Origin of the sequence: Streptomyces sp. NPDC014623 (assembly GCF_043088245.1) — a bacterium.
GTDB lineage: Bacteria > Actinomycetota > Actinomycetes > Streptomycetales > Streptomycetaceae > Streptomyces.
In genome coordinates this window covers 442,041-454,970 of the sequence record NZ_JBIBZU010000002.1, presented here as the reverse complement: position 1 = coordinate 454,970, position 12,930 = coordinate 442,041, and the positions used below count along the sequence as shown (strand labels likewise).

The 12,930-nt window shown below is 71.1% G+C and carries 10 protein-coding genes; 9 read left to right on the top strand and 1 reads right to left on the bottom strand.

The features are described 5' to 3' along the window. Positions 1-53: 53 nt before the first annotated feature. The 6 genes from ACF1FZ_RS06110 to ACF1FZ_RS06085 all read left to right on the top strand — a co-directional run bounded on the left by ACF1FZ_RS06110 (position 54) and on the right by ACF1FZ_RS06085 (position 8,381). A complete protein-coding gene (locus ACF1FZ_RS06110) occupies positions 54-1,385 on the top strand; it encodes a nitrate/nitrite transporter (RefSeq protein WP_391772160.1) in 1,332 nt (443 codons plus the stop codon). A gap of 131 nt (positions 1,386-1,516) precedes the next feature. Then, positions 1,517-2,662 carry a uroporphyrinogen-III synthase gene (locus tag ACF1FZ_RS06105; protein ID WP_391772159.1) on the top strand — a complete coding sequence of 382 codons (1,146 nt, stop codon included), beginning with the start codon at positions 1,517-1,519 and terminating at the stop codon, positions 2,660-2,662. A gap of 20 nt (positions 2,663-2,682) precedes the next feature. After that, positions 2,683-3,309 (top strand): GNAT family N-acetyltransferase, encoded by a 627-nt coding sequence (locus tag ACF1FZ_RS06100; RefSeq protein ID WP_391772158.1) that lies wholly within the window; start codon positions 2,683-2,685, stop codon positions 3,307-3,309. Between the two features lie 134 nt (positions 3,310-3,443). Then, complete coding sequence (locus ACF1FZ_RS06095; protein WP_391772157.1) at positions 3,444-5,813, top strand: HelD family protein; 2,370 nt, start codon at positions 3,444-3,446, stop codon at positions 5,811-5,813. Between the two features lie 449 nt (positions 5,814-6,262). Continuing rightward, positions 6,263-7,696 (top strand): NAD-dependent malic enzyme, encoded by a 1,434-nt coding sequence (locus ACF1FZ_RS06090; RefSeq protein ID WP_391772156.1) that lies wholly within the window; start codon positions 6,263-6,265, stop codon positions 7,694-7,696. A gap of 403 nt (positions 7,697-8,099) precedes the next feature. Next, positions 8,100-8,381 carry an HU family DNA-binding protein gene (locus ACF1FZ_RS06085; RefSeq protein WP_003968811.1) on the top strand — a complete coding sequence of 94 codons (282 nt, stop codon included), beginning with the start codon at positions 8,100-8,102 and terminating at the stop codon, positions 8,379-8,381. Between the two features lie 357 nt (positions 8,382-8,738). Here the strand turns inward: ACF1FZ_RS06085 and murA are convergent, their stop codons facing one another. Then, positions 8,739-10,079 (bottom strand): UDP-N-acetylglucosamine 1-carboxyvinyltransferase, encoded by a 1,341-nt coding sequence (gene murA / locus ACF1FZ_RS06080; protein WP_014155976.1) that lies wholly within the window; start codon positions 10,077-10,079, stop codon positions 8,739-8,741. Between the two features lie 297 nt (positions 10,080-10,376). Here murA and ACF1FZ_RS06075 point away from each other — a divergent pair, with 297 nt between their 5' ends. From ACF1FZ_RS06075 to ACF1FZ_RS06065, 3 genes are all read left to right on the top strand, one after another. Beyond that, complete coding sequence (locus ACF1FZ_RS06075; RefSeq protein WP_391772155.1) at positions 10,377-11,015, top strand: YqgE/AlgH family protein; 639 nt, start codon at positions 10,377-10,379, stop codon at positions 11,013-11,015. Between the two features lie 30 nt (positions 11,016-11,045). Continuing rightward, entirely contained in the window at positions 11,046-11,345 is a 300-nt protein-coding gene (locus tag ACF1FZ_RS06070) for a DUF3039 domain-containing protein (protein WP_014155978.1), read from the top strand. Between the two features lie 280 nt (positions 11,346-11,625). Then, a complete protein-coding gene (locus ACF1FZ_RS06065) occupies positions 11,626-12,930 on the top strand; it encodes an extracellular solute-binding protein (RefSeq protein ID WP_391772154.1) in 1,305 nt (434 codons plus the stop codon).

Sequence of the window (12,930 nt, the reverse complement as noted above, 5' to 3'; positions counted from 1 at the left end):
GCGGGCTCCCTAGCGTCGGCAGGACAACACCCCGACCCCTGTGGAGGCGCGTGATGGCCGGACGTTGGATCGAGCAGTGGGACCCGGAGGACGAGGCCTTCTGGCGCGGGACGGGCGAGAGGACCGCGCGGAGGAACCTGTGGTTCTCCGTGCTCTCGGAGCACATCGGGTTCTCGGTCTGGTCCCTGTGGTCCGTGATGGTCCTGTTCATGGGGCCGGAGTACGGCATCGACCCGGCCGGCAAGTTCTTCCTGATCTCCACGGCCACCCTGGTCGGCGCCGTCGTCAGGGTGCCCTACACCTTCGCGGTCGCGGTGTTCGGCGGGCGCAACTGGACGGTCTTCAGCGCGCTGTCGCTCCTGCTGCCGACCGTCGCCGCCTTCTGGGTGATGGAGCCCGGCACCCCGTACACCACGTTCCTCGTCGTCGCCGCGCTGACCGGCATCGGAGGGGGCAACTTCGCCTCGTCGATGACGAACATCAACGCCTTCTTCCCGCTGCGCAAGAAGGGCTGGGCGCTCGGCCTCAACGCGGGCGGCGGCAACATCGGCGTCCCGGTGGTCCAGCTCATCGGGCTTCTGGTGATCGGTACGGCGGGCGCCGCGCACCCGCGGATCGTGCTCGGGGTGTACCTGCCGCTGATCATCGTCGCCGCGCTCGGCGCCGCGCTCGGGATGGACAACCTCCGGCCCGTCCAGAACGACACCGGGGCGGCGCTCCAGGCCGCACGCGAGCCGCACACCTGGATCATGGCGGTGCTCTACATCGGCACCTTCGGCTCGTTCATCGGCTACAGCTTCGCCTTCGGACTCGTCCTGCAGACCCAGTTCGGCCGGACCCCGCTGCAGGCCGCCTCGCTCACCTTCATCGGTCCGCTGCTCGGCTCCCTGATCCGGCCCGCGGGCGGCTGGCTCGCCGACCGGTACGGCGGTGCCCGGATCACCCTGTGGAACTTCGCGGCCATGGCCGTCGCGACCGGTGTCGTCGTGTACGCCTCCGGCACCGAGTCCCTGACGGTGTTCCTCGTCGGTTTCATCGCGTTGTTCGTGCTGACGGGACTGGGCAACGGTTCCACGTTCAAGATGATCCCGGGCATCTTCCACGCGCAGGGGCTCGCCAAGGGCCTGCGTGGCGAGGGGGCCGCGGCGTACGGACGACGGCTCTCCGGCGCGGCCATGGGGCTCATCGGAGCGATCGGGGCGCTGGGCGGTCTCGCGATCAACCTCGCGTTCCGCCAGTCCTTCGAGGCATCGGGCGCCGGGACGGCGGCCTTCTGGTGCTTCCTCGGCTTCTACGCCGTCTGCTTCACCCTCACGTGGGCGGTATACCTTCGGCGTACCGAAACGGTGGCCGCGAAGCCCCAGCTCAGCTATGCCGAGGTATGAGGACGGCCCCCGGGTGTCGCAGGACGTAACGGGCGGGAAATACAAGTGAACCGAGACTGTCACGCAGGGTTGACAGTCTCGGTCCTCCGCACCATCGAGCAACAGCGGGACGAGAGCCGGGTATCAACGCCATGCACGACGACGACGCACAGCACGGGCCCCTGGCGGGCTTCACGGTCGGGGTGACCGCAGCCCGTCGCGCCGAGGAGCTCGGCACGCTCCTCACGCGCAGGGGGGCCGCGGTCCTGCACGCGCCCGCACTGCGGATCGTGCCGCTCGCGGACGACAGCGAACTCCTGGCCGCCACCAAGGAACTGATCGGCCACGCGCCCGACGTCGTGATCGCGACCACCGCCATCGGTTTCAGGGGCTGGGTGGAGGCCGCCGACGGGTGGGGCATCGGTGACGGGCTCCTCGAACTGCTGGGAGGCATCGAACTGCTCGCCCGCGGCCCGAAGGTCAAGGGCGCCATCCGGGCGGCCGGGCTCACCGAGGCGTGGTCGCCGCAGTCGGAGTCGATGGCCGAAGTGCTGGACCGGCTGCTGGGGGAGGGTGTGTCGGGTCGCCGGATCGCCCTCCAGCTGCACGGTGATCCGCTGCCCGGCTTCGTCGAGTCGCTCCGGGCGGCGGGCGCCGAAGTCGTCGGCGTACCCGTCTACCGGTGGATGCCCCCGGAGGACATCGCTCCGCTCGACCGCATGCTCGACGTCACCGCCGCCCGTGGCCTGGACGCCGTCACTTTCACCAGCGCCCCCGCCGCCGCCTCCTACCTGAACCGGGCGGAGGCGCGCGGCATGCTCCCCGAGGTGCTGGACGCCCTGGGCCATGACGTCGTCACCGCCTGCGTCGGACCGGTCACGGCTCTGCCGCTGCAGGCCAAGGGCATCGACACCGTCCAGCCCGAGCGCTTCCGGCTGGGCCCGCTCGTCCAGGTGCTCTGCGCCCAGCTGCCGGCCCGGGCCCGTGTGCTCCCCGTCGCCGGGCACCGGGTCGAGATCCGCGGCCACGCGGTGCTGCTCGACGGCGCCCTGCGCCCGGTCCCGCCGGCCGGCATGGCCCTGCTGCACACGCTGGCGCGCAGGCCGGGCTGGGTGGTCTCCCGCGCCGACCTGCTGCGGGCGCTGCCCGGCAGCGGCAGCGACGAGCACGCGGTGGAGACGGCGATGGCCCGGCTGCGTACGGCACTGGGGGTGCCGAGACTGATCCAGACGGTCGTCAAGCGCGGCTACCGGCTGGCGCTGGACGCTGCGGCGGACACCAAGTACGACGGTTCCTGAACGGTCGGTAGCGTGCGGGGATGAGCAACGGAAGCCACCCTCTCGCGGACGGCGTCAGGCTGAGGCCCGCGGCCCTCGATGACGCCGAGTCGTTCGCCGGGGCCCTGACCCGCAACCGCGCGTACATGCGGCGCTGGGACCCCGTGCGGCCCGAAGCCTTCTACACCCCCGAGGGCCAGGTCCAGCGGCTGACCGCCCTGCTGGCCGACCGGGACGCGGGGCGCGCGATGCCCTGGGTGCTGGCCGACGACCAGGACCGGGTGGTCGGGGCGATGACCCTCGCCTCGATCGAGCGCGGGCCGTTCCGCAACGCCCGGCTCGGCTACTGGGTCGATGCCGGCCGGGCGGGCCGTGGTCTGGCCACAGCCGCCGTCACCCGGGTCTGCGAGGCGGCACGGGACGACCTGGGCCTGCACCGGATCGAGGCCGGGACGGTCGTGGACAACGAGGCCTCGCAGCGCGTGCTGGCGAAGTGCGGCTTCGAGCTCTACGGCACGGCGCCGCGCTATCTCCACATCAACGGGGCGTGGCAGGACCACCGGATGTTCCAGCGCATCCTGCACGACGGCCCGCCGCAGCGCCGACGGGCCCGTTTCCGGGGCATGGGGCCGGAAACGGGCGGGAACGGCTCCCCTCCCTCCCCGTGACCCCCGAGGCGGCGACAGGCCGCGAGCGGCCCGTCGGGGCCGGCGCGTCCTCGCGATCCGAGTGGCAGGTGCGCTCGGGCCCCCCTTTCGCGTACGGTTGACGGCTGCCCGATGCACGTCAGAAGGGGGCCTCGGTGGCCGCGCAGGATGCCGCTGTCGATTCGTTGCGGGACCGGGAAATCGGAGTCGAACAAGAACATCTGGACCGGGTTTACCGCCGTCTCGAAGAGAAGATCGACGAGGCGGAATTTCTCATGCAGGACGCCGGCAAACGGGGTCAGGTAGGTACCCCCGGGGCACTCGCCGAACGGGATGCGCAGGTCTTCCGTGCCGGAGTTCACCTCAACCGGCTGAACAGCGAGTTCGAGGACTTCCTGTTCGGGCGGATCGACCTGCTGCGCGGCAAGGACGGCGAACGTGGCCCGGACGGTGCCTTCACCTCCGTGGAGGCGGCCGACGACGCCGTGGGGGAGGACAGCACCGCGGAGATCGCGGAGACCCTCCACATCGGCCGCATAGGAGTGCTCGACTCCGACTACGCGCCGCTGGTGATCGACTGGCGGGCGCCGGCCGCCGCGCCGTTCTACCGTTCGACGCCGAAGGACCCGGGGCGGGTCGTACGCCGTCGGGTCATCCGGTCCAAGGGCCGCAGGGTTCTCGGGGTCGAGGACGACCTGATGCGCCCGGAGCTGACCGCCACCCTGAAGGGCGAGGCGCTGCCCGTCATCGGTGACGGCGCCCTGATGGCCGCGCTGGGCCAGGCCCGCAGTCACACGATGCGGGACATCGTCTCGTCGATCCAGGCCGAGCAGGACCTGGTGATCCGGGCTCCCGCCGCCTCCGTCACCGAGGTCTCCGGTGGTCCCGGCACCGGCAAGACGGCGGTGGCCCTGCACCGGGCCGCGTACCTCCTCTACCAGGACCGGCGGCGCTACGCGGGCGGCATCCTCGTCGTCTCGCCGACCCCGCTTCTGGTCGCCTACACCGAAGGGGTGCTGCCCTCGCTCGGCGAGGAGGGCCAGGTCGCGATCCGAGCGGTCGGCTCGCTGTCCGACGAGGCCGCGGGGGCGGAGGGGGCGACCACGTACGACGAACCCGCCGTCGCCCGGATCAAGGGCTCGTCCCGGATGCTCCACGTGCTGCGCAAGGCCGCCCGCGGGGCGCTGGAACAGCCCGCACCCGCGTCCGCTCCCCAGGAGGGGCAGCTGGAGTTCGGAGAGGCCCCGGCCGCGCCGGGCACGCCCACCCGCCTGAGGGTGGTGGCCTTCGGCGCCCGCGTCGAGCTGGAGGCGGACGAGCTCCGGCGGATCCGGCACAACGTCCTCGGCGGCACGGCGCCGGTCAACCTGCTGCGCCCGCGCGCCCGCAAGCTGCTTCTGGACGCCCTGTGGAGCAAGTCGTCGGGCCGGGGCCGCTACACCGACCCGGAGCTGGTCGCGGAGCTGCGTTCGTCCTTCGACGAGGACGTGTCCACCGAGACCCCGTTCCTCGCCTTCCTGAACGCCTGGTGGCCGGAGCTCACCCCTCGCCGGGTGCTGGCCGCGATGTCCGACGAGCGGCGGCTGAACAGATGGGCCCGCCGGATCCTCAACCAGGGCGAGGTGCGCCGTCTCGCCCGTTCGCTGAAGCGGCTGGACGAGGACGGCAAGGGGCCGCTCTCCGTCCACGACGTGGCGCTCCTGGACGAGCTGCAGAGCCTGCTCGGCACCCCGGCCCGCCCGAGGAGGAAGCGGGAGGCGGACCCGCTGGACCAGCTCACCGGCCTGGAGGAGCTGATGCCGCAGCGCGAGGAGACGCAGCGCGAGCGGGCGGACCGGCTGGCGGCGGAGCGCACCGAGTACGCCCACGTCATCGTCGACGAGGCGCAGGACCTGACACCGATGCAGTGGCGGATGGTCGGCCGCCGTGGCCGGCACGCCACCTGGACGATCGTCGGCGACGCGGCGCAGTCCTCCTGGTCGGACCCGGACGAGGCGGCCGCCGCGCGTGACGAGGCGCTCGGCAACCGGCCGCGGCGCAGGTTCACCCTCACCGTGAACTATCGCAACCCGGCGGAGATCGCCGAGCTCGCGGCCAAGGTGCTGGCGCTGGCCATGCCGGGGATGGAGTCCCCGAGGGCGGTCCGCTCGACGGGCGTCGAGCCCCGCTTCGAGACGGTGCGGGACGAGGACCTGGCCTCGACGGTCCGTGAGGAGGCCCGCAGGCTCCTCGCGGAGGTGGACGGGACTGTCGGTGTGGTCGTCGCGATGAACCGTCGCGCCGAGGCCCGTGGCTGGCTGGAGGAGCTCGGCGAGCGGGTCGTGGCGCTGGGCAGCCTGGAGGCGAAGGGCCTGGAGTACGACGCCACGGTGGTGGTCTCTCCCGCGGAGATCGCCGACGAGTCACCGGCGGGGCTGCGGGTGCTGTACGTGGCGCTCACCCGGGCGACGCAGCAGCTCACCGTGGTCTCGGGGGGACGTGACATGCCGGACGAGGACGGTGTCCCGGACCTGCTGAGGGACTGAGAGGGGGACCTGCCGGCGGCCCGCGCGCGGCGGGTTTCCCAAGTCGGCCTGTCGCACGGGAGTCACTTCTCCGGGGTGTTTGTTAGCCTGGAGACGGCACCGGCCCGATCCAAGCCCCCGGGCCCAACCTTCGTCGCTACGAGCGACCACTTGCCGCGAGGCGAGCATGGCGGGCCGGTGTCACCTGACGGGAAGAAGACAGGCCCGCGTCACCTGCTGGTGACGCGGGCCTGTTTGTGTTTTCCCGGGTCCCGCCGTGTCCCTCCCGTGCATTTCACAGCCGGCCGGGGTGACGCGAGGCGCACACTTCTCGTATGGTGGAAAAAACTTTCCGAAAGGTGGCAGTCATTAACTGCTACTGGTCGGTAGGTGCGACGATCGGAACGCACGTGCGGGGCCCACCCTGTTCGCGTGCGGCAACGAAGCTCAGAAAAGCGAAGGACTCGGCCATGGCAACGGCGCCCAGCGTCTCGTACTCGATGACGGTCAGGCTGGAGGTGCCCGCGAGCGGCACAGCGGTCTCCCAGCTCACCACGGCCGTGGAGTCCTCCGGTGGCTCCGTCACAGGCCTCGACGTGACCGCTTCGGGTCACGAGAAGCTGCGGATCGACGTCACGATCGCGGCCTCCTCGACCTCGCACGCGGACGAGATCGTCGAGGGCCTGAGGGGCATCGAGGGCGTCGTCCTCGGCAAGGTCTCCGACCGTACGTTCCTGATGCACCTCGGCGGCAAGATCGAGATGGCGTCCAAGCACCCCATCCGCAACCGTGACGACCTCTCGATGATCTACACCCCGGGTGTGGCACGGGTCTGCATGGCGATCGCCGAGAACCCCGAGGACGCCCGCCGCCTCACCATCAAGCGCAACTCCGTCGCGGTGGTCACGGACGGCTCGGCGGTGCTCGGCCTGGGCAACATCGGTCCGATGGCGTCGCTCCCCGTGATGGAGGGCAAGGCGGCCCTCTTCAAGCGTTTCGCGGGCATCGACGCCTGGCCGATCTGCCTCGACACGCAGGACACCGACGCGATCGTCGAGATCGTCAAGGCCATCGCCCCCGGCTTCGCGGGCATCAACCTGGAGGACATCTCCGCCCCCCGCTGCTTCGAGATCGAGGCACGGCTGCGCGAGGCCCTGGACATCCCGGTCTTCCACGACGACCAGCACGGCACCGCGATCGTCGTCCTGGCCGCGCTGACCAACGCGCTGCGCGTCGTGGGCAAGGCCATCGGCGACGTACGCGTCGTCATGTCCGGTGCCGGAGCGGCCGGTACGGCCATCCTGAAGCTGCTCATCGCCGCAGGCGTCAAGCACACGGTCGTCGCCGACATCCACGGCGTGGTGCACGCGGGCCGCGAGGACCTGGTGGACGCCACCCCGGAGTCGCCGCTGCGCTGGATCGCCGACAACACCAACCCCGAGGGCGTCACCGGCACCCTCAAGCAGGCCGTCGCCGGCTCCGACGTCTTCATCGGCGTCTCCGCCCCCAACGTCCTGGACGGCGCCGACGTCGCGGCCATGGCGGAGGGCGCGATCGTGTTCGCGCTCGCGAATCCGGACCCCGAGGTGGACCCGGCGGTCGCCCGCGAGACGGCGGCCGTCGTCGCCACCGGACGGTCCGACTTCCCGAACCAGATCAACAACGTGCTGGTCTTCCCGGGTGTCTTCCGCGGTCTGCTGGACGCCCAGTCCCGCACCGTCAACACGGAGATGATGCTCGCCGCGGCGCGCGCCCTCGCCGACGTCGTCGCGGAGGACGAGGTGAACGCGAACTACATCATCCCGTCGGTCTTCAACGACAAGGTCGCGGGTGCCGTCGCGGGTGCCGTGCGGGAGGCCGCGAAGGCGGCCGGAGCCGCCGAGGCGGCGCCCGACCCCGCGTAGGACCGTCATCCCCGGACGGCTCTTTCGCGCGTCGTCCGCGGGAGCCGGTCACGGCCCCCGCGGACGGTGCCGTAGCTCACGTCCGGGCGCTCCGTCCGGCGCGTCGCGGGTCGCGGCGTCCTAAACGCCCCTTTAGGGTGGGCGGGCAGCGAGCCCCACAGGCCCGGCATCCGCTGCGGACCGCTCCGACAAGTCGACGGAACGTCATCACGGGCACGCGGTGGTGCTTTTCGTGTGACGTCGAGGGGTTCCGGATTGGCGTTAGCGCCGCAGGTGGGGGCAGGATGCGTATTCGGGCGCGAGGGTCTGACAGCAGACCCGGGTCCGGGGACTGTCAGAGGGCCCTGGCAGCATCGGCTTCGATCTCACGCCTCACAGGCAAGAAGAACACGGGAGTACAAACATGAACCGCAGTGAGCTGGTGGCCGCCCTGGCCGACCGTGCCGAGGTGACCCGCAAGGACGCCGACGCCGTTCTGGCCGCGCTCGCCGAGACCGTCGGCGAGATCGTCGCCAAGGGCGACGAGAAGGTCACCATCCCCGGCTTCCTGACCTTCGAGCGCACCCACCGTGCCGCTCGCACCGCGCGCAACCCGCAGACCGGCGACCCGATCAACATCCCCGCCGGCTACAGCGTGAAGGTCTCCGCGGGCTCCAAGCTCAAGGAAGCCGCCAAGGGCAAGTAAGGCCTCAGAGGCATGAGGAAGGGCGGCCGTCCCCACCGGGACGGCCGCCCTTCCTGCTGTCCGGAGGTCTCCGGACGCGCACATCACCCGTGCGGACGCTGTGAGGCGGACTGCGGCGCCCCGGGGCCCCCTGCGGGCCCGGGGAGGGCCACCGGGTCCGTTCGGCCCTGTACGGGCGTTCTGTGGCGTCTGCACGGATGAGGGAAGGGCGTGGCGCCGTTCCGGTCGGCGGGTGGCCGGAAAAGCCCGCCGCCCCGGTCCCTCGTGCGGGGACCGGGGCGGCGGGCCGTGGTGCGTGGGCGCGCAATGCTGTGTGCGGCAGCACTGTGCGTGCGCCGGAGCGCGTCGGGCGGGGCGTCAGACGAGTGAGCCGCCCGGGAGTTCGACCTTCGCGCCGAGCTTCTCCAGCTTGTCCATGAAGTTCTCGTAACCGCGGTTGATCAGGTCGATGCCGTGCACCCGGGACGTCCCCTGGGCCGCCAGGGCGGCGATCAGGTACGAGAACCCGCCGCGCAGGTCGGGGATGACCAGATCCGCGCCCTGGAGCTTCGTGGGACCGGACACGACCGCGGAGTGCAGGAAGTTCCGCTGCCCGAACCGGCAGTCCGAGCCCCCGAGGCACTCGCGGTAGAGCTGGATGTGCGCACCCATCTGATTGAGCGCCGAGGTGAAGCCGAGCCGGGACTCGTAGACCGTCTCGTGGACGATCGACAGCCCGGCGGCCTGCGTCAGGGCCACCACGAGCGGCTGCTGCCAGTCGGTCTGGAAGCCGGGGTGCACGTCCGTCTCCAGGGCGATGGCGTTCAGCGCGCCGCCCGGGTGCCAGAAGCGGATGCCCTCGTCGTCGATCTCGAAGGCACCTCCGACGCGGCGGAAGGTGTTGAGGAAGGTCATCATCGAGCGCTGCTGGGCACCGCGCACGTAGATGTTGCCCTCGGTCGCCAGCGCCGCGGACGCCCAGGAGGCGGCCTCGAGGCGGTCCGGGATCGCCCGGTGGGTGTAGCCGTCGAGCCTGTCGACACCCGTGATCCGGATGGTCCGGTCGGTGTCCATGGAGATGATCGCGCCCATCTTCTGCAGTACGCAGATGAGGTCCTCGATCTCCGGTTCGACGGCCGCGTTGGACAGTTCGGTGACGCCCTCGGCGAGTACGGCGGTCAGCAGCACCTGCTCGGTGGAGCCCACCGACGGGTACGGCAGCCGGATCTTCGTGCCCCGCAGCCGCTGCGGGGCCTCCAGGTACTGGCCGTCCGCCCGCTTCTCGATGGTCGCGCCGAACTGACGGAGCACCTCGAAGTGGAAGTCGATCGGCCGGCCGCCGATGTCGCAGCCGCCGAGGCCCGGGATGAAGGCGTGGCCCAGGCGGTGCAGCAGCGGACCGCAGAAGAGGATCGGGATGCGCGACGAGCCCGCGTGGGCGTCGATGTCGGCGACGTTCGCGCTCTCGACGTGGGACGGGTCGAGGATGAGTTCACCCGGCTCGTCGCCCGGGCGGACGGTCACGCCGTGCAGCTGCAGCAGCCCCCGGACCACCCGCACGTCGCGGATGTCGGGCACGTTGCGGAGCCGGCTGGGCCCGCTGCCGAGCAGCGCGGCGACCATTGCCTTCGGCACCAGGTTCTTGGCGCCTCGGACGCGGATCTCGCCCTCCAGCGGGGTGCCGCCGTGGACAAGCAGGACATCGTCTGTGCCGGTCATGTATCTCGCGTTCCGGAGTGGTCGGGCAGGGGGCCATCAAAAGGGTAATGGGCTCCGGCCCCCCTTCCGTAAGGCGACGGGGGGTATACGAACGTCATGAATCCGCCACAACACGCTCTGTTTCCCCGGCCTTGCGGAGGGTCACCGCCCGTACGGCCCGTCCGGCCGTCCCGCGGCGGTGCGCTTCCCCGGGGTCTGTGCGGCGTCCGTGTGCCCTGAGCTGCGGCCGGGCGCCGGGCGGGGCCGGGTGGGCGGCCCGGCCCCCGCGGAGGGCGGAGATGCGGGATCATCTGTGCCATGACGGAGGTGTCCTCGCTCACAGGACGGCTGCTCGTGGCCGCACCCGCCCTGGCGGATCCGAATTTCGACCGCGCGGTGGTGCTGCTCCTCGACCACGACGAGGAGGGCTCGCTGGGCGTGGTCCTGAACCGCCCGACCCCGGTCGGCGTCGGGGACGTCCTGGCGCCCTGGGCCGGCCTGGCCGGAGAGCCGGACGTGGTCTTCCAGGGAGGTCCGGTCTCGCTCGACTCCGCGCTGGGCGTGGCGGTGATCCCCGGGGACGAGGGGCCCTCTGCGGATCCCCGGCCCCGCGCGGACGGGGGAGGACCTCCCCCGGGCTCCCGGCCCCGCCCGGGCAGGGGGGAGCCCGTCGGCTGGCGCCGGGTGCACGGGGCGATCTGCCTGGTGGACCTGGACGCTCCGCCGGAGCTGCTGGCGGCGGAGCTCGGCTCGCTGCGGATCTTCGCCGGGTACGCGGGCTGGGGCCCCGGCCAGCTGGAGACGGAGCTGGCGGACGGCGCCTGGTACGTGGTCGAGTCGGAGCCCGGCGACGTCTCGTCGCCGCGGCCGGAGAACCTCTGGCGGGCGGTTCTGCGGCGGCAGCGCAGCGAACTGGCGATGATCGCGACGTATCCGGACGACCCTTCGCTGAACTGATGCGCGGGACTTTCAGTACGCTTGGCAGTTATGAGCACTCTTGAGCCCGAGCGCGGGGCAGGTACGGGGACCCTCGTGGAGCCGACACCGCAGGTGTCGAACGGCGACGGTGACCACGAGCGCTACGCCCATTACGTCCAGAAGGACAAGATCATGGCGAGCGCCCTGGAGGGCACTCCCGTGGTGGCGCTGTGCGGGAAGGTCTGGGTCCCGGGGCGTGACCCCAAGAAGTACCCGGTCTGCCCCATGTGCAAGGAGATCTACGAGTCCATGGGCGCAGGCGGCGACAAGGACAAGGGCAAGGGCGGCAAGGACAGCGGCAAGAAGTAGCCCACCCGGCCTCTTACCCCTTTTATCCCTTCATCTCTTTTCCGGATTCCGACCCCGGCCCCCGGGATGCGCACCGCGCGCCCCGGGGGCCGTTCGTATGCCCGGGTGCCCTCCGTGGCCCGGCGGCCCCGGGGTGCGGCGTTGCACGGGCTGCACCGCGTGGTCACAGAGTGGTTGAGACCACTTGTCGGCGTGCGGGGGCGCCCTTAGTCTCCTGCAAGTTGTGCAGAACGAAACACGCGTTGCATGGAATGCAACGATTGACCGGTAGGGGTCCCGGATGAAGCTTTCTGCTCGAATCGCCGCTCCGGCCGCGGCACTTGTGCTGGCGGGCCTCACCGCCACCGCCTGTGCGCCGCAGACGTCCGGCACCAGCTCCGAGGGGGACGAGAAGACCGGGACGCTCCGCGTCTGGCTCTTCCAGGAGGTCGGCAACAAGCCCAAGGAGAAGGTCGTCGACGCCGCTGTCGCCGACTTCGAGAAGTCCCACGAGGGGGCCGAGGTCGAGGTCGAGTACATACCCGTCGACACCCGGGCCCAGCGCATCAAGGCCGCGTTCAACGACCCGGAGAGCGCCCCCGACCTCATCGAGTACGGCAACACCGACACCGCCGGATACGTCAAGGACGGCGGACTGGCCGATGTCAGCAAGGAGTTCGCCGCCTGGGACGAGGCCAAGGACACCGACCCCACCGCCAAGCAGTCCGTGACGGTGGGCGGCCAGGTCTACGGGGCGCCGCTCTTCGTCGGCGTACGGGCGCTCTACTACCGCACCGACGTCTTCGAGGAGCTCGGCATCGAGCCCCCGAAGTCCCAGGACGAGCTGGTCTCCACCGCGAAGAAGATCCACCAGGAGAAGCCGGACCTGTACGGACTCGCGGTCGGCGGCGCGTACACCTACGGTGCGATGCCCTTCATCTGGGCGCACGGCGGTGAACTGGCCGACGAGACCGGCGTGACCTACGAGTCGGCGATCAACAGCGAGAAGGCACGCAAGGGCATCGAGGCCTACACCTCGCTCTTCGGCGACGACAACTGCCCGGCGGCCAAGTGCGCGGCCATGGGCGGCAACGCGACCGTCACCGCCTTCGCGTCCGGCAAGGCGGCCATGGCGATCGGCGGCGACTTCAGCCACGCGGCGGTCGAGGCGGGCGCCGTGAAGGGCAAGTACGCCGTCGTGCCGCTGCCGGGTGTGCAGAAGGGCTCGATCGCCCCCGCGTTCGCCGGCGGCAACAACATCGGCGTACTCAAGAGCACGTCGCACCGCACCCTCGCGGTCGACCTGATGAAATCGCTGACCGGCAAGAAGACCCAGGCGAAGATGTTCGATGCCATGGGCTTCCTGCCGACGTACACGGACGTGCTGGAGACCGCCGCGAAGAAGGAGCCCTTCGTCGGCCCCTTCGTCGACACGCTCGACGCGGGCGCGAAATTCGTCCCGGCCTCCCCGGCCTGGGGGCAGATCGACGCCTCGCTGGTCCTGCCGACCATGTTCCAGGAGATCGTCAGCGGCCGTAAGGACGTGGCCGCCGCCTCGGACGACGCGGCGAAGAAGATGGACGCGGCGTTCGCCGAAGCGGGCTGA